This window comes from Hymenobacter negativus, from assembly GCF_016056375.1.
GTDB lineage: Bacteria > Bacteroidota > Bacteroidia > Cytophagales > Hymenobacteraceae > Hymenobacter > Hymenobacter negativus_A.
This window is the reverse complement of record NZ_JAEDAE010000001.1, coordinates 131106-148066: the sequence shown is the minus strand read 5'-3', so window position 1 is coordinate 148066 and position 16961 is coordinate 131106. Positions and strand designations below refer to the sequence as shown.

12 protein-coding genes are annotated in these 16961 nt (G+C 59.8%); 3 read left to right on the top strand and 9 right to left on the bottom strand.

The window, feature by feature from the left end; genetic code table 11:
* Positions 1 to 251: 251 nt before the first annotated feature.
* Positions 252 to 1205, bottom strand: a complete 954-nt coding sequence (locus tag I7X13_RS00735) for a WD40/YVTN/BNR-like repeat-containing protein (protein ID WP_198073984.1) — start codon at positions 1203 to 1205, stop codon at positions 252 to 254.
* A gap of 63 nt (positions 1206 to 1268) precedes the next feature.
* Here I7X13_RS00735 and I7X13_RS00730 point away from each other — a divergent pair, with 63 nt between their 5' ends.
* Positions 1269 to 3188 carry an ABC-F family ATP-binding cassette domain-containing protein gene (locus I7X13_RS00730; protein WP_198073983.1) on the top strand — a complete coding sequence of 640 codons (1920 nt, stop codon included), beginning with the start codon at positions 1269 to 1271 and terminating at the stop codon, positions 3186 to 3188.
* 278 nt (positions 3189 to 3466) lie between these two features.
* Here I7X13_RS00730 and I7X13_RS00725 read toward each other — a convergent pair whose 3' ends face one another.
* The 3 genes from I7X13_RS00725 to I7X13_RS00715 form a co-directional block, all read right to left on the bottom strand.
* Complete coding sequence (locus tag I7X13_RS00725; protein WP_198073982.1) at positions 3467 to 4309, bottom strand: hypothetical protein; 843 nt, start codon at positions 4307 to 4309, stop codon at positions 3467 to 3469.
* 76 nt (positions 4310 to 4385) lie between these two features.
* Positions 4386 to 4757 (bottom strand): DUF952 domain-containing protein, encoded by a 372-nt coding sequence (locus I7X13_RS00720; RefSeq protein ID WP_198073981.1) that lies wholly within the window; start codon positions 4755 to 4757, stop codon positions 4386 to 4388.
* A gap of 164 nt (positions 4758 to 4921) precedes the next feature.
* Positions 4922 to 5308, bottom strand: a complete 387-nt coding sequence (locus I7X13_RS00715) for a hypothetical protein (RefSeq protein WP_198070253.1) — start codon at positions 5306 to 5308, stop codon at positions 4922 to 4924.
* Between the two features lie 164 nt (positions 5309 to 5472).
* Here I7X13_RS00715 and hppD point away from each other — a divergent pair, with 164 nt between their 5' ends.
* A complete protein-coding gene (gene hppD, locus I7X13_RS00710; protein WP_198070252.1) occupies positions 5473 to 6606 on the top strand; it encodes a 4-hydroxyphenylpyruvate dioxygenase in 1134 nt (377 codons plus the stop codon).
* 131 nt (positions 6607 to 6737) lie between these two features.
* Entirely contained in the window at positions 6738 to 8474 is a 1737-nt protein-coding gene (locus I7X13_RS00705) for a phospho-sugar mutase (protein WP_198073980.1), read from the top strand.
* Between the two features lie 211 nt (positions 8475 to 8685).
* Here the strand turns inward: I7X13_RS00705 and I7X13_RS00700 are convergent, their stop codons facing one another.
* The 5 genes from I7X13_RS00700 to I7X13_RS21850 form a co-directional block, all read right to left on the bottom strand.
* On the bottom strand, positions 8686 to 9519 hold the full coding sequence (locus I7X13_RS00700; protein ID WP_198073979.1) for a DUF4249 domain-containing protein: 834 nt from the start codon (positions 9517 to 9519) through the stop codon (positions 8686 to 8688).
* Positions 9520 to 9659: 140 nt separating this feature from the next.
* Positions 9660 to 12056: a TonB-dependent receptor gene (locus I7X13_RS00695; protein WP_233454621.1), complete on the bottom strand. Its 2397-nt coding sequence runs from the start codon at positions 12054 to 12056 to the stop codon at positions 9660 to 9662.
* A 99-nt stretch (positions 12057 to 12155) separates the two neighbouring features.
* Positions 12156 to 14249 (bottom strand): hypothetical protein, encoded by a 2094-nt coding sequence (locus tag I7X13_RS00690; protein WP_198073978.1) that lies wholly within the window; start codon positions 14247 to 14249, stop codon positions 12156 to 12158.
* A gap of 155 nt (positions 14250 to 14404) precedes the next feature.
* Positions 14405 to 16087 (bottom strand): ABC1 kinase family protein, encoded by a 1683-nt coding sequence (locus I7X13_RS00685; protein ID WP_198073977.1) that lies wholly within the window; start codon positions 16085 to 16087, stop codon positions 14405 to 14407.
* A 148-nt stretch (positions 16088 to 16235) separates the two neighbouring features.
* The gene (locus I7X13_RS21850; RefSeq protein WP_198073976.1) at positions 16236 to 16877 is read right to left on the bottom strand and encodes a phasin family protein; all 642 of its coding nucleotides are present in this window, start codon (positions 16875 to 16877) and stop codon (positions 16236 to 16238) included.
* Positions 16878 to 16961: the final 84 nt, after the last annotated feature.

The window sequence follows — 16961 nt, the reverse complement described above, 5'->3', positions numbered from 1 at the left end:
GCCCTACCGCACAAATGCGGAAACGCACATGGGCAACTACGTATTTATTGACTAGGTATTTTACAAGGCGATTCTTTGGATGATGCAATAAACAACCCATACCCGGTATTCAGCCAACAGCCGGACCTACGAATCAAGCCAAAAGCTGCACGAATACCTCGTTTGCATTAACCAGCAAGCCATTCAGAAATGCTACATTTCCCCGCCGCGCCGAGGCGTGTCGGGCGCCGCGACAGGGGCTGGGGAAGTTTTCAGTAACGGTACACAAGTCTGTTTCCTGACTTTCGCCAGACACCTCTGAAATTAAACAGCCACAATCTTCCTTTTTTATCACAGCGCAGGTATCTCTGGTCTTCATCAGGAAGAACAGTAGTATCTCGAACTTGTCCATTTGCAATTCGCAGCAAATAATGTGGCGTGGGACTGACCGCACCGTTATAGCCAACCACATAGGTGCTACCAGCGCAAGAGCAAACATCATTGACTTCATTGATGAATCCCGCAGTCACAATTGGGTGCCAGCCTTTTATGGTTCGAGAAAACAACTGACCTGTTTCAAGGAATTTAAATTGCCCGCCAGAAAAAAAAGAGTCGCCTGGTATAGTGTCATTAACGGAGTTATCTAATTCAACAACCGTCTTGACAGATTTCCACTTTTTTCCTGCTCGGTCTTGCATCTGAGAAACCGTTCCATCATAGGCAATAATTCGGAGCGGTTTGCCCGGCAGAGAATAAAACTCATACGGAAAGAACTTATGCGTATCAAATTCGAGATGCTTCCATGTATTCCCAAAATCGGCGGAATAAGCAAGGCGTGAGTACGCAGGTTCGTGCATACCGGGCCAACTGTCTAGCCCCCATAATATATGGTGCTCGTCAATAGTTAGGTGTTTGAAATATAAAAAATCGTGCTTCTGTGGTTGGTCGTGCAGGTTTTGCCAATGCAAACCGGCGTCCGTTGTGATGGCTAAACCGCCGTGCCATTTCACCGCAATAAGTGTATCGCTATTAACAGGCAATAAATCATAAATTGCTTTGTCGGGACCAGTCGGCTTATAAACTAGTTTAGGTTTAGCCACTGAAGAGGTTTGTGGCTTCTTCACCTTATCAGCTTGGTTTGATTCTGAGTTACACGAACTGCTCAAGCAACCCAAAGCAATGAGCCCTAAAAACCGGCAATGTCGAAAGGATTGGGAAAGATGCATGGCGGCGAATGTAAGTGTAATCCCTAAACGTCCCCGCCCGCCCCGGCCGTACCTTTGCGGCCTATGAACCTGTTATCCGCCGAGAACATCTCGAAGAATTACGCCGACCGCTGGCTGTTTAAAGACCTCAACTTCGGCCTCAATCAGGGCCAGCGCGTGGCCTTTGTGGGCATCAACGGCACCGGCAAAACCACCCTCATGAAGGTGCTGGCCGGCCTCGAAGCCCCCGATACCGGCGAGGTGAGCGTGCGCAAAGGCATCCGCGTCACCTACCTGGGCCAGAACCCCGTGTTCGACGAAAGCCTGAGCGTGGAGCAAACCATCTTCGCCAGCCAGAACGACACGCTCAAGGCCATCCAGGAGTACGAGCACGTCGTGAACGACCCCGACCACAAGCCCGACGACCTGCAGCGCGTGCTCGAACGCATGGACGCCCTCAACGCCTGGGACTACGAAGCCCAGGTGCAGCAAATTCTCGGCCGCCTTGGCATCCTCGGCGAGCTGCTCACGCGCCAGGTGAGCATGCTCTCGGGCGGGCAACGCAAGCGCGTGGCCCTGGCCCGCGTGCTCATCGAAGAGCCCGACGTGCTGCTGCTCGACGAGCCCACCAACCACCTCGACCTGGCCACCATCGAGTGGCTCGAAAACCGCCTCTCCTCCCCCACCCTCACCTTGCTGATGGTGACCCACGACCGGTATTTCCTCGACAAGGTGGCCAATGAAATCGTGGAGCTCGACAAGGGCCAGGTGTACCGCTACCAGGGCAACTACGCCTACTTCGTGGAGAAAAAGGCCGACCGCGAGATGCGCGAAGCCACCGAAGTAGAAAAGGCCCGCCAGCTCTTCAAAAAGGAGCTGGAGTGGATGCGCCGCATGCCCCAGGCCCGCGGCACCAAGCAGAAAGCCCGCATCGACGCCTTCTACGTAACCAAGGAAAAGGCCAGCACCAACCTCAGCAAGCAGCAGGTGGAGCTGAGCGTGAAAACCACCCGTCAGGGCGGCAAAATCATCGAAGCCAGCCACCTCAACAAGCGCTTCGGCGACAACGTGGTGCTCGACGATTTCAGCTACGTGTTCAAGAAAAAGGACCGGATTGGCCTCGTAGGCCCGAATGGCGCGGGTAAGTCGACGCTGCTCAACATGCTCACCGGCAAGCTGCAGCCCGACTCCGGTACCATCGACGTGGGTCAGACCACCGTGTTTGGCTACTACACCCAGACCGAGCTGGAATTCGACCCCTCGCAGCGCGTCATCGACATCGTGAAGGAAGTGGCCGAAGTGGTGGAGCTGGCCAACGGCGACGTGCTTACCGCCAGCCAGTTCCTCAACCTGTTCCTGTTCCCGCCGGCCCAGCAATACACGCTGGTGAGCAAGCTGAGCGGGGGCGAGAAGCGCCGCCTGCAGCTGCTGCGCGTGCTCATCAAGAACCCCAACTTCCTCATTCTTGACGAGCCCACCAACGACCTCGACCTGGCCACGCTCAACATCCTGGAAGACTTCCTGCTGCACTTCACCGGCTGCCTGCTCATCGTGAGCCACGACCGGTATTTCCTCGACAACCTCGCCGAGCACCTCTTCGTGCTGGAGCCCGGCGGGGCCGTCCTCAACTTCCCCGGCAACTACACCGACTACCGCGAGTACCTGGCAGAGCGCGAAACCGAAGCTGCTCTCCTTGAAGAAGAGAAAGCCGCCAAAGCCGCCCGCGCCGCCGCCAAAGCGGCCATCACGCCCGCACCCGTGAGCACGGCTGTGGCCCCCTCGCCCGCCAAACGCCGCGCCACCTTCGCCGAGAAAAAGGAGTATGAGCAGCTCGAAAAAGCCATGGCCGCCCTGGAAACCGAGAAGCAGGACATCACCGCCAAGCTGAACGGCGGCGCCGGCAGCCCGCAGGACTTCGCCACTTGGGGCGCCCGCCTGTCAGCGCTGAATGAGGAGCTGGAGGAAAAGGAAATGCGCTGGCTGGAGCTGGCCGAGCTGGGGTGAGCACTCCCAAGCGGTTCATTTTCGCGGACCCAAGCTCCGTAAACAACAAAAAGCCCCGGCAGACTGCCGGGGCTTTTTGTTTAGCCAAATATCTGGACCAATACGGCAGCGGCAATTAATATACCGCTCAAAATCAATCCGTTTCTCTGCGATTTTTTCTGGTGTCGGGCGCTTTCAATGAGCCACGAAGAAGGCGGTGTGTACATAGCGGTAAAGGCGTATTGCGTGGAAAGGAATCGAAATATACAGCACGTAGTGTTGCATTTAGCAATTATTTTTTATTGCCGCCGGCGTACCTGCGCAAATTCCAGCGGCACCATGCTACCTCCAATTGGGGCCTTCACCACCAGGCCATCGGCCGCGTCGTAGCGGGGGAAGTAGAGGTAGCCGCGCACTTGCTGGCCGGGTTCCAGCGTCACCTTGCGCAGGGCGTAGTCCTGGAGCATGGCGGCGCGCTGCTGAAGTACGTCGGCCGTCACGGCGTGTTCGACTTTATTGGCAGCCGAAACGACGTTGTAGGCAAACGCTGCGTCGCGGATGCTGGCGCGGCTTTGGTACTGCGCCACTGTTTCGCGCTTGCCTATGCTGGCCACGTCGGTGGCCAGGCTGGCTGCGCTCAGCGCGATGCCGAACCAGTCGATACGCGCGGCTTTGGCGGCTTCATTTTCGGCCTGGTTGTGCAGGGCGGCTATTTCAGGCTCGGGGTCGAAGGCCGAGACGGGTTTGGGCGGCAGCGGCGGCAGCGCCAGCCACTGGCTGGCAGCCGCCACGGCGGCCGACACCTCGGTGCCGGGCAGTGGCTTGGGGCGGCGGCCTTTGAAGTCAAAGCCGGCATCAGCCCGGCGGCTGGCTTCGTACTGAAATGCGGCCGGGTCGACCACCAGCGCGTGGCGGGTGGGGTTGCGGTATTCGGCCTCGAACACTACCCGCGTGGGCTCGTAGCACACGAAGCTCAGGCGCACTTCCACGCTGTCGGCCACGGCCTGAGCCTGCTCACGGCCCTCCACAAAAAAGCCGGTGGCCCGGGTCGGCTTCATGCCCAGCTGATAGGTGGGAGCGCAGGCCGTAGCCAGCCCGGCCAAAGCCAGCCAGCGAAACGAACGAACGTAAAAAGGCAGCATACAACTGACGATTTGGGGTGAGCTTCTGGTCGGAAGATGCCTCCGCCCGGGACGAGGTTGCACGGCGGTAAAAAAATTATTCCCCCAAAACAACCAGCTCCGGCGGCAGCTGAAAACCACCGCTTTCATCGGCTCCAAGTAGCCAATGGCGGCACACCGCTCCCAGCGGCACCGGCCCAAAAACGTGCGCAAAATGTTGTTGCCGGCTCGCCACCCACTCGCGCTCCACGCGCACGCCAGCAGCGGCCAAGGCAGCTTCGTCCCATTCCAGCAAAACCAAATCGGCCCGCCCGGCATAGTACCGGCGGGCCGTTTCGAGAATCTGGTGCGGCTCCGAGGAATGGATGAAACCTTCGGCGGCGAGGTCGGCGCTGGCGAAAAAGCCGGTCTGCTGGGCGTGGTGCCAATCGGCGGGCTCGGCGATGCGGTAAAGCATAACTTCTGTCATTGCGAGCGAAACGCAGTGGAGCGCGGCAATCCGTCCTCTCGATGCGACTAGCCCTGTGCTGTGATAAGTCAATTAATTAGCTCGTCACATTATCAGGTTGACCGCTGAGAACAGGACGGATTGCCGCGCTCCACTGCGTTTCGCTCGCAATGACAATTAAGCCATTACGCTTTCCACAGCTCCTGCTGCACCTGCTTGCCCACAGTAAGCATGATTCGCACCGGATTGGGAACCAGGGTAATGCGGGCTTCCTTGCCGGGGTATTTTTCCGAATCAACCCAGACACCTTCTTTGGGCGTGGGCGTAGAGCCGGGGTTGCTGGGCAGGTAGGCAGTGGGCAGCAGCACGTCGGTGTCCGATTTCAGGTCGGTGTGCACTTTGTCGAGCGCCGTTTCCAGGAAGTCGCCATACTCGTCGTTGAAGTCGTCTTCGAGGTCGTGCAAGGCCTCTTCCACGTCGTCGTAGCGGGCGTCGTCGTACTTAAGGGTGTGCAGCTCGGCCTTTTTTTCAATCAGGGCCACGAGGGCGCGGTTCAGTTCTTCGGTATTCATGGGAGCGCTAAGGCAGATGATTGGGCACAAAAATGGGAATGAATTGGCAAACGCGCGCCGTTCCGGCTCCGGGTTTGGGCGGGTTTCGGCCAATAGTCGCGTCAAACCGACAGAAGCTGTATTTTTACCCTGTCATTCACCCCGCTAATTTCCTCCTCCCACCCATGCAAACCATGACCTCGCCCGAAGTGCTGGCCCAACCCGCCCAGGATTTCCTCCCCCTCAAAGGCACCGATTTCGTCGAATTCTACGTCGGCAACGCCAAGCAGTCGGCCTACTACTACCAGGCCGCGTTCGGCTACGAGCTGGTGGCCTACGCCGGCCCAGAAACCGGCCTGCGCGACCGCGCCAGCTACGTATTGCAGCAGGGCAAAATACGCCTGGTGCTCACCACCTCCCTCCTGCCCGATTCCGAAATCACGCAGCACGTGGCCAAGCACGGCGACGGCGTGAAGGTGATGGCCCTGTGGGTGGACGACGCCCGCAAGTCGTGGGAAGAAACCACCAAGCGCGGCGCCAAGTCGGCTTTCGAGCCCTATACCCTTGAGGATGAGCACGGCAGCGTAACACTCTCAGGCATTTATACTTATGGCGAAAGCATCCACACCTTCGTGGAGCGCACCAACTACAGCGGCCCGTTCCTGCCCGGCTACGTGGCCAAGAGCAGCGGGGTGCCGCAGGGCGCGCCGGTGGGCCTGCTGCACGTCGACCACTGCGTGGGCAACGTGGGCTGGGGCGAAATGAACCAGTGGGTAAAGTTTTACGAGGATGTAATGGGCTTTAAGTTGCTGCTCACCTTCGACGACGAGGACATCAGCACCGAATACTCGGCCCTGATGAGCAAGGTGGTTTCCAACGGCAACGGCTACGTGAAATTCCCCATCAACGAGCCCGCCGAAGGCAAGAAAAAGTCGCAGATTGAAGAATATCTCGATTACTACCACTCGCCCGGCGTGCAGCACATTGCCATTGCTACCAAGGACATCCGCGCCACGGTGACGGAGCTGCGCCGCCGCGGCGTGGAGTTCCTGACCGTGCCCGGCGCGTACTACGAAGACCTGCTGGAACGCATCGGCGCGATTGACGAGGATTTGGAGTCGCTGAAAGCGCTGAATCTGCTCGTGGACCGTGACGAAGAAGGCTACCTGCTCCAGATTTTCACCAAGCCCGTGGAAGACCGGCCCACCGTGTTCTACGAAATCATCCAGCGCAAAGGCGCCAAGAGCTTCGGCAAAGGCAACTTTAAGGCGTTGTTTGAGAGCATTGAGCGCGAACAGGCGCTGCGCGGCAACCTGTAATTTATTTCTTTTATTCTGAGGTAGAGACGCATATTTGCGTCTTGTCGTCCGCGCCGCTTTGCCGGCCGTTCAACGACGAGACGCAAATATGCGTCTCTACCTTTATCACCCAACCGAACCAAATCCCTCCCATGCCGCTCACCCCCGAAATTCAGCATACCATCAGCACCTGGCTCACGCCCGAGTACGACGCCCAAACCCAGCAGGCCATCCGCGACATGCAGGCTGCCGGCCAGGACGATGCCCTTACTGATGCCTTCTACCGCTCCTTGGAATTTGGCACCGGCGGCCTGCGCGGCATCATGGGGCCGGGCTCGAACCGGATGAACCGCTACACGCTGGGCATGGCCACGCAGGGCCTGTGCAACTACCTATTGCGGAGCTTTCCGGGGCAGGAAATCAAAGTTGCCATCGCGCACGATAGCCGCAACAACAGCACCGAATTTGCCGAAATCGCGGCCGGCATCTTCTCGGCCAATGGCATCACCGTTTACCTGTTTGAAGCGCTGCGCCCCACGCCCGAGTTGTCGTTTGCCATCCGGGAGCTGGGCTGCCAAAGCGGCTGTGTGATAACAGCTTCGCATAATCCCAAGGAGTACAACGGCTACAAGGTGTACTGGAACGACGGCTCGCAGGTAGTGGCCCCGCACGACACCAACATCATTGTTGAAGTCAACAAAATCACCAGCCCGAGCGAGGTGAAGTTCGCAGCCGATAACTCGAAAATCATTCGCATCGGGGCCGACATCGACGCCCGGTATTTTGCCGCTGCCAAGAAGCTCAGCATCGACCCGGCCGCCATCCAGCGCCAGCACGATTTGAACATCGTGTACACGCCCATTCACGGCTCGGGCATCACGCTGGTGCCGGGCTTGCTGCGCGAGTTCGGCTTCACCAACGTGAACGTGGTGCAGGCCCAGGCCACGCCCGACGGCAATTTCCCCACCGTGCAGTCGCCCAACCCGGAGGAGAAAAGCGCCATGCAGCTGGCGCTCGACCAGGCCAAAGCCACCAATGCCGATATCGTGTTGGCCACCGACCCCGACGCCGACCGCGTGGGCGTGGGCGTGAAAAACAACCAAGGCGAATGGGTGCTGCTCAACGGCAACCAGACGGCCGCCATGCTTACCAATTACCTGCTTTCGGCCCGGCACCGCGCCGGCCAGAGCACGCCGCAGGACTTCATCGTGTACACCATCGTGACCAGCGAAGTCCTCGGCGACATTGCCCGCGAGTACAACGTGAAGAGCTACCGCACGCTCACCGGCTTCAAATATATCGCCGGCCTCATCCGCGACCTGGAGGGGCAGGAGAAATACATCGGCGGCGGCGAGGAAAGCTACGGCTTCCTCATCGGCGACTTTGTGCGCGACAAGGATGCCATTTCGGCCTGCGCGCTGGTGGCCGAAATGGCCGCCGTGGCCAAAGACCAAGGCCGCACGCTCTACCAGGAAATGGTGGCCATGTACGCCCAGTACGGCCTCTACGTGGAGGATTTGATTTCGCTCACCAAAAAAGGCCAGCGCGGCGCCGAGGAAATCCAGGAGATGATGGCCGGCCTGCGCGCCAACCCGCCGCAGCATATTGCCGGCCTGAAAGTGGTGGAAATCCGCGACTACAAAACCGGTAAAATCCACGACCTGGCCACCGGCCTCAGCACCGACACCGGCGTGGAAAGCTCCAACGTGCTCCAATTCCTCACCGAAGACGGCAGCAAGATTTCGGCCCGTCCCAGTGGCACCGAGCCCAAAATCAAGTTCTATTTCAGCGTAAAGCAGCCCCTGAAATCGGCCGTGGATTATGACCTGGCCAACCGCCTGGGCCACGAGAAAATTAAGGCAATTATTGCGGATATGAAGCTTGTTTAGAGCGTCAATAGTTGCATAAAAAAGGCCGTCATGCTGAGCGTGACGGCCTTTTTTATGCAATTAGAACAATTTTCATGCTGGCATAAGGATGTAGCGACGCAAAATATTGCGTCTCGTAGTTGCCGCGGTTATTGTGCCTGCGCAAATTTGGGCAGTTCCGGCCGTTCAACGACGAGACGCAATATTTTGCGTCTCTACTTAAAGCCCAATCCTACAGCGCCGGCACCAGGATGGTGCGCCGCCGCACCGAATGCGCGCTGAAATACCCCAGCACATCGCCCGAAAAGTTTGATTTCGGATTAGCCGGTGAGGCGGTGGCCATGCCGCCGCCCTGCAAGGTCAGGTTGAGGGTGCGGAAGTATTCGTACACGTCGGCGTCCACGTTTTGCATTTCCACGCGTAGGCTGTCGCCGGCCACCAGTTTGTCGGCATCGGTGCCGCGGCTGCCGCCACCCCCGGTGCCCAGGCCGCGCACGTTGGCCTTGCCATCGGTGAATTCGTCGTTTTGCAGGTAGATGTTGGGGTTCAGGCGGCCGTTGCGGTACTGCCGGAACAGGTAATAATTGCGCGTACCGGCTGGGTCCAGGTAGTCCGGCAATGCCTGGATGTTGGTGCCGATGGGCGCTTTCTGGGCGCGCAGGCCCGCCAGCGGCACCACCGGCGAGGGCAGCGTAGACGCGGCCACGTAGGCCTGGCCCTCAACTTCTACGCGCAAGGTGTAGCGCCGTCCCGGCTGGCCCAGCACGGTGCGGCCCCGGTACTGGCCGGGCGTGCTGGTTTCGGCCAGGGTTTCGAGGCCGCCCACGTCGTCGCTCAGCGTGACTTTGGCCCCGCTCACGGCCGGAAAGGTGTTGGTTTCGGTGTAGCTTACGCTGCGTCCCAGCAGCACGGTGCAGGGCTGCCCGTCATCGGCCAGGTTGCCTTCGATGCTCAAGCGTGGGGCGCTTTCCTTGAGGTCGAGGGTGATGACCTTCTGGCAGGACGCGGCGAGCAGCACAGTGGCGGCAGCGGCAAGGAAGCGAAGGGAGCGGGTTGGGGTTTTCATAAAGAATAGCTGGAACGTCATGCTGAGCGAAGCCGAAGCATCTCTACCGCATAACTTTTCATTTGATTGGATTACTTGCGCGGTAGAGATGCTTCGACTTCGCTCAGCATGACCGTGCATCTTCACCTTTCAACCGGCACTTAAAAATTGAAATTGTAAGTCGCCGAGGGCACCATGCGGAACAGGGCGGTTTGCAGGGCCTGCGTGCGGCTGGGGTCGTCGGGGTTGGTCTGGAAGGTGATGCTGTAGGGGTTTTCGCGGCCTAGCACGTTGTAGATGGAGAAATTCCAGCTGTGGTGGAAGCGGCGGCCTTCCTTTTGGGGCTTGTCGAGGGTGGCGCCCACGTCGAGGCGGCGGTAGCCGGGCAGGCGGTCAGCGTTGCGCTGGCCGTAGAGGCTCACCACCTGGCCGGCCACGTAATACTTGCCCACGGGATAGGTCACGGCGTTGCCGGTGCTGGCCACGAAGGTGCTCGACAGGCTCCAATTGGGCGAGAACTGATACACACCCACCACCGAGAGGTCGTTGGGCCGGTCCTGCCGGGCGTTGAACCAGGTGCCGCTGTTGATGTCGGTAAACTGCCGCTCCGATTTGCTCAGCGTGTAGCCCACCCAGCCGGTGAGCCGGCCGGTTTCTTTTTTCAGCAGAAACTCCACGCCGTAGGCCCGGCCCTTGCCGTAGAGCAGCGTGCTTTCCACGTCCTGGTTGCCACGCAGCTGGGTGCCGTCGCGGTAGTCAATCTGGTTCTGCAGCCACTTGTAGTACACTTCGGCCGAGAATGAATAGCCCTGATTGGCCCCCAGCTTGCGGAAATAGCCGCCCGAAAGCTGGTCGGCCAGCTCGGGCTTCACGTTGTTGGTGGTGGGCACGTACAAATCGGTGGGCGACGACGCGGCCGAATTGCTCAGCAAATGCAGGTTCTGCACGTTGCGGGCGTAGCCGGCCTTCAGGGCGGTATTATCCGACAGTTGGTAGCTCACCGCCAGGCGCGGCTCCAGGTTCACATAGGTTTTGATGACTTGGCCCGAAGAATAGCTCTGGCTGCTAAGCACCGTGCCGGCCAGATTGTAGGTAGAATACGTGCCCGCACCCAACAAACTAAACGACGAGAGCCGCAAGCCCGTGGTAAAATCCAGCTTATCCGTGGCCGCCCATTCGTGCGAAACATAAGCCGTCGATTCCAGCGAGTAATTGGTTTTATCGGCCGTGGAATTCACCGGCCCATCCGAAGCCGCCGTGACGTGGCCCGGCGTGATGGTGTGGTAGATGACGTTGGCCCCGAAGCGCAGCGTCTGCTTGGTGCTGGGTGTGAACTCGAAATCCTGCTTCAGGTTCCAGTCCTTAATCTTGGAATCGATGCTGAAATCGGAGTCATTGGCCCGGATTTTTATCTGGTAATCGTACTTGCTGTACACGAGCGAGGTGTTCGAAAACAGCCGGTCGGTGAACAGGTGGTTGAAGCGGAGCGTGGCCGTCTGGTTGCCGTAGTTGTTTTCGAAGGTATTGATGCCGAGCACATCGCGCCCCAGGTAGCCCGAGAAATAGAGCCGGTTGCGGGCATCGAACGTGTAGTTGGCCTTGGCGTTGAAATCGTAGAAGTAGAGGCGGGCGCTTTTGGTAGTTTCGTTGTTCGACAGCTTCAGGAAAATATCGGCGTAGGTGCGGCGGCCCGTCACCAGAAACGAGCCTTTGTCCTTCACCAGCGGCCCTTCCAGCGCCAGGCGCGAGGCAATGAGGCCCAGGCCGCCGCTGCCGTGCAGCTGCTGGTTGTTGCCGTCCTTCATCTTGATGTCGACCACCGACGACAGCCGCCCGCCGTACTGCGCCGGCATCCCTCCCTTGTACACGGTCAAATCTTTGATAGCGTCGGAGTTGAAGGTGGAAAAAAAGCCCAACAGGTGCGAGGCATTGTACACGGGCGCTTCGTCGAGCAGAATCAGGTTCTGGTCCACGTTGCCGCCGCGCACCGAGAAGCCACTGCTGCCCTCCCCCGCCGTTTTAATGCCGGGCAGCAAGGTCAGGGTTTTGATAACATCCTTCTCGCCAAACAGCACCGGCACCTTGGCAATCTGCTTCATATCCAGCGTTTCCACCCCGGACTGGGCTTTGCTGATGTTGGCCTGGCTGCTGCGGCCTGTCACCACCACTTCGTTCAGTTCCTGCCCGCCGCCAGCCAGCTTAAAATCGAGGCGCTGGCTTTTGTCGAGGGTGACTTTGCGCGGCTGGGCGGCATAGCCTACGAAACTGGCCTCCACCGTGTAGGTGCCCGCTGGCAGCGTGAGGGTGTAAAAGCCGTAAGCATTGGCGGCCGTGCCGGTGCCCGGCAGCTCCACGATGCGAATGGATGCACCGGTCAAATCCTCCCCCGTTTTGGCATCCTTAATCGTGCCGCTGATAGTGACGCGGCCCTGCGCCTGGGCCATTTGCGGCAGCACGCCCGCCACCAGCAGCCCGGCGGCCAGCCCGCGCCAGCGTCCGCTGCCAAGGGTTTTAGTCAGACAAAAAATGGACAACGCAGCAGCACGGGGTGATTTCATGCCCCAAAACTACCGCCGAACTACGCCTACCCTTCTGCTTTTTCTGCCAATGACCGGAAAAGCCGGGTGATTGCCACCATTACGCCCGCGTTGCCGACGCTACAGCCGCACCCCAATGCCCGGACCCAGCATGTAGAACCAGCGGCTGGTGCCTAGCAAAAACCCGCCCCCCAGGTACAGCGGAAAGGTGAATTTCGCCTCGCGCCGCGTGGGGTACACCGAGCCGAGAATAACCACGCCGAGGTCGCGGTTGGTGCTGCTGCTGCCCAAGTTGAAGGCGTTGAGCGCCACAAAGCCGGCCCCGATTTTATAGGGCCGCAGACGGTTGATTTTGTTGGGGCTGTAGAAGCTGAACTGCGCCAGCGTGGCCAGCGAAATGCCGCCCAGGTCGCCAAAGCCGGAGTCGCCCTGCTTGCGGGTGAGCAGGCCGGCCGGAAAGCTCACATCAATGTCAAATTTGTAGCGGCGTTTCAGCACCAGCTCCACGGTTTGGGTGTAGCCGGTTTCGCCATATTGGCTGGATATATGTTTGACCGTAACCACAATGCGGCTCCACTCGTCGAGGTCGTAGGTTTTGCGGCCCAGCAGGGAGTTGAGGCTCAGCGGGTCGGTGCGGCACTGTTTGTCCTGGTAGAAGGCGGCACGGGGCGAATTATCGCCCGGGCACACCAGCAGGCTTTCCACGTTGCGCAGCTCAATGAGCTCGCCCTTGCTGTTGAGGGTGCGGATTTCGAACGTCAGGTACTGCTTGCCGAACAGCAAATCGGGCGTGTCGATGGCGTTGGGGTTGAACTGAAACACCACGTCGCGGATGGTGCCGTCGTACAGCACCGGGCCGTTGAGCCGGGTGATGGGCCGGGCCGCGTCGCCGTAGGCCACCGACACAAAATCGAGCGGATGTGGGCGCTGAAACTCCTTGATGCTAAGCGCGTAGCCGGTGGCCTGGCCCGCGTTGTAGATGTTGCTTTTGCGCTTGTCGTAGCTCACGGGTACCCGCACCCGGTACACCAACCGGGCATCGGTCCGCACCGACGAATCGGACGGAATTACCGGCAAATCCTCAAACGAAATCCGGGCTTTTTGCAGACCCTCGCCCTCCAGGCGCACGTCCACGGTTTCGCCGGGGCTCACGCTCAGGCCGGAGGTCCATTCGCCGCCGCGGTGCAGCACCTGCACGTTCCGAATCACGGTTTGGGGCGTGATATCAAGGTTGGTGAGGTAGCGGGCCACATCGTTTTCCTTGATGTAGAGGTAGCCTTCGGTCTGGCGGTGAGTGTTGTAGGGGCGTAGGTAGCACAGCACCCGGTCGTTGCTGAGGAACTGGCGGGTGAAGATTTCAGCGATGAGCGTGCCGCCGGGCTCCTCCTGGTCTTCCACGCGATAGGTGCGGTGCAGCTCGAAGCTGCGGCCGTTGTCGAGAATCAGCTCGGCGCCTTTGCGGCGGCTCACGTCGTCCAGGGTCACGCTGCGCTTGTCGGGCGAGAGGAAGCGCAGGCGGCTGGCTTTCACGTTGAAGTCCTGCTTCAGCACCGGCAGCTGGTAGCTGATGCGGTTGCCGGCCAGCAGAATGGGACGCTCGGTTTGCAACTTCACCGCCAGCGTGCGGGGGCCAAGTTGGTTGGGCAGCACGTGCAGGCGCAGGGTGCCGTTGGCCTCGGCTACCAGGCGGTAATCGAACTCCGTACCGCGCACCCATTCGCCGCTGGCGTGCACATTGCGGGCGTTCGAGCTGGTTAGCTCAAACACCTTTTCTTCGCCGACAAACAGCTCGTTATCAGCCACGCGCAGGGCCAGCGTGGTGCGCACCAGCGGCAGCAGTGGCACCACCTCGCGGCTCGGCTCCCGCCCGGCCGAGTCGGCGGCCTGCTCCACCACCAGACGCAGAAAACGGCTGCTGGTCAGGTTTTGAAACTTGAGGCGGGTGCGAAAGCCGCCATCGTCTTCTTTGGTCAGCGAGTCGAGCTGCTGAAAATCGGGGTTGCGGCGCAAGCGAAGCGGCCGGGCATTGGCCGGGTACAGCCGCAGCTCCACGGTCTCATCATCGCGCCGGTACCAGAAATACAGCGCCGACACGCCCTGCACAGCCACGGTATTCCGGCTCAGCAGGTAGGTGGCAGTATCGGTTTGCAGGCTGGCTTCGCGCAGGATGGGCGAGCCGGCCGGGGCCGTCTGGGCAACGGAAATTCGCGGCATTGCTCCCCATAAAATCCCAAAAACAGCAAGCGTAACGCGGACGACGAAGGAAGCAGACATTGCAGCAGGCGGGCCGAAATACAACCGCACGGCCGCAAAGGTCGCGCCGCGCAGGGCCCGGCGCCAAACCTTCAGTCCAAATTCCGTGCTTGTGCTTACTTCTCGCGCCGCCGGGTACCCAGCAGCAGGAGTATTAGCAGTAGGAAGCCGGTGGCTCCCAGGCTCCACCAGGTTATTTCGGGCACGCCGCGGTGGTAGGGCATGTCGGGCGAGTAGCGGCCCAGCAGCGTCAGGCCCGAAAACAGCAGCCCGCCCACGCCCAGCAGCGCCAGAATGGTGCGGCTCACGAGCTGGTCGGCCTTGCGCAGTAACGTCGTATAGCCCACCAGCTCAAACTTGAGCCGCAGCTCGCCCTTGCTGATTTTGCGCACAATCTGGCGCACGTCGGCGGGCAGGGTTTGCAGCAGCGCCAGCAGCTGCGTGCCGGTGTATTCGGCCTCGGTGAGCAGGTTTTCGCGCGAGTATTGCTCCCGAATAATCTTGGCCCCGTAGGGCGCCACGAACTCGAACGTGTTGAAATTCGGGTGCAACACCTTACCGATGCCTTCCAGAATTACCAGCGCCCGCAGGATGAGGAATACCGCGCCTGGCACCTGCAATTTGTAGGTGTAGATGATGTTCTGGAGCGCGTCGGCCAGGTCGCTCATGCTCATCTCCTTCACGTCGAGCATGGCAAAATCCTCAATCAGCTGGCTCAGGTCCGACTCGAAAGCGCGCATATCCGGGATTTCGGCCGTCAGGGCTAATCGGCGGAAATTCAGCGCCATGCTGCGGGCATCCTGCCGCGCCATGCCGATGAACACGCCCGCAAACGCGTATTTCTGCTGCTTGGTGAGGCGGCCCACCATGCCGAAATCGATGAGCACGATGGTGCCATCGGGCCGCACCAGCACGTTGCCGGGGTGCGGGTCGGCGTGGAAAATCCCGAACTCAAAAATCTGGGTCAGGTAGATGTCCATGCCGTTTTCGGCCACGTCGGCGGGGCTCAGGCCCCACTCCTGCAGCTGCGCCTTGTCGGTAATCTTGCAACCGCTCACGAACTCAATCACCAGGATGCGCGCCGTGCTCAACTCGCGGTAAGGCTTGGGCACGTAGAAGGTGGTGTAGTCCTCGTAGAGCTTGCGAAACTGCTCCATCGACCGGGCTTCGGCCGTGTAGTCCAGCTCTTTGCTCATGCTGCGCTCGAAAGCATCCACAATGTCCTGCGGGTTGGCGAGGCCCTGCTTTTGCAGAAAGCCGGCCGTGAGACGTACCAATTCGTGCAGCAAGGCCAGGTCGGAGTGCACCTTTTCGCGCACGCCAGGGCGCTGCACTTTCACCACCACTTCCTCACCGGTGAGCAGCCGCGCCCGGTGCACCTGCCCGATGCTGGCCGAGCCCAGCGGCACGTCGTCAAACTCGCTGAACACCTCCGCAATTGGCCGGCCCAGCTCCTCCTCGATAATCTGGCGGGCCACGGCGGTTTCGAAGGGCGGCACGTTGCTTTGCAGCTTCTCAAATTCGTCAATCAGTGCCTCAGGAAGCAGGTCGGCCCGGTTGCTCATGGCCTGGGCCAGCTTGATGAAGGTCGGCCCTAACTCTTCGATAATCAGGCGCACCCGCTCCCAGCGCGTGGTTTCGAACACCTGCCGCTCGGCCCGCTGCCAGCTCAGGCGGCGCGCCTGGCTCACGAGGCGGCGCAGGGGCGTGGTCGTCACCACATCCTCAAAACCATAGCGCAGCAGCACCTCGGCCACCTGCCGAATGCGGGAGAGGTTGGAAATCGTATTTTTAAACATCAACCGCAGATTTACGCAGATTAATCTGATTTCGCAGGTTTTGGCCGGTTACCACGCCTGCCAGACTCATTTCAGAGCCGATTATTTACGCTAAAAAACCCCGTTCGCTTCTGGCGAACGGGGTTTTTTCACGATAACAGGAAGCTGCTTACGCGTTGCCTTCGCTGCCAGCCGAAGCCGGGGCAGCAGTTTTCGCTGCTGGTTTGGCAGCGGGCTTAGCAGCCGGTTTGGCGGTAGCTTTCGCGGCGGGGGCTTTGGCAGCGGGCTTAGCAGCTGATTTGGCTGCTGTTGCAGATGGCTTAGCGGCAGCTTTGGCGGCGGGCTTAGCGGCCGGTTTGGCAGCAGCTGCTGCCGTGGCGGCAGTGGATTTTTGGGCGGTTTCGGCAGCGGCGCTCACGCGGTCGGCCACGTTTTTCACGGCGCCGGCGGCGCGGCTGGCGGCTTGGTTGGCGGTGGTTTTGGCGGCGCTTACCACGCTGGAGGTTTTGGCAGCAGGCTTGGCAGCAGCTTTAGCAGCGGGCTTTTTAGCGGTGGCTTTGCCTTTTGCGGGTTTCGAGTCGCCGAGGCCCACGGTGCTGCGCACACGGTCGGCCAGGCCCTGGAATTGCTTTTCGAGCTCGGCGCGCTTGGTTTCGCCGCTTTTCAGCAACTCATCCACAATTTTCTTACCCTCGGCCTGGGTCATTTTGTTGTCCTTCACCAGCTTATCGATGGTGCTTTGAACCGACTTGCTGCCCTGGGCGATGTAGCCGACGCCAGCATTTACGAACTTTTTAAACAAATCTTCCATGGTGCGGGAAACGGGTTGGAGTGAAAGAAAAAAGGGAACCTACTGTAAGAAAGCCCATTGCCATACCAAAGTAGTATGCAAGCC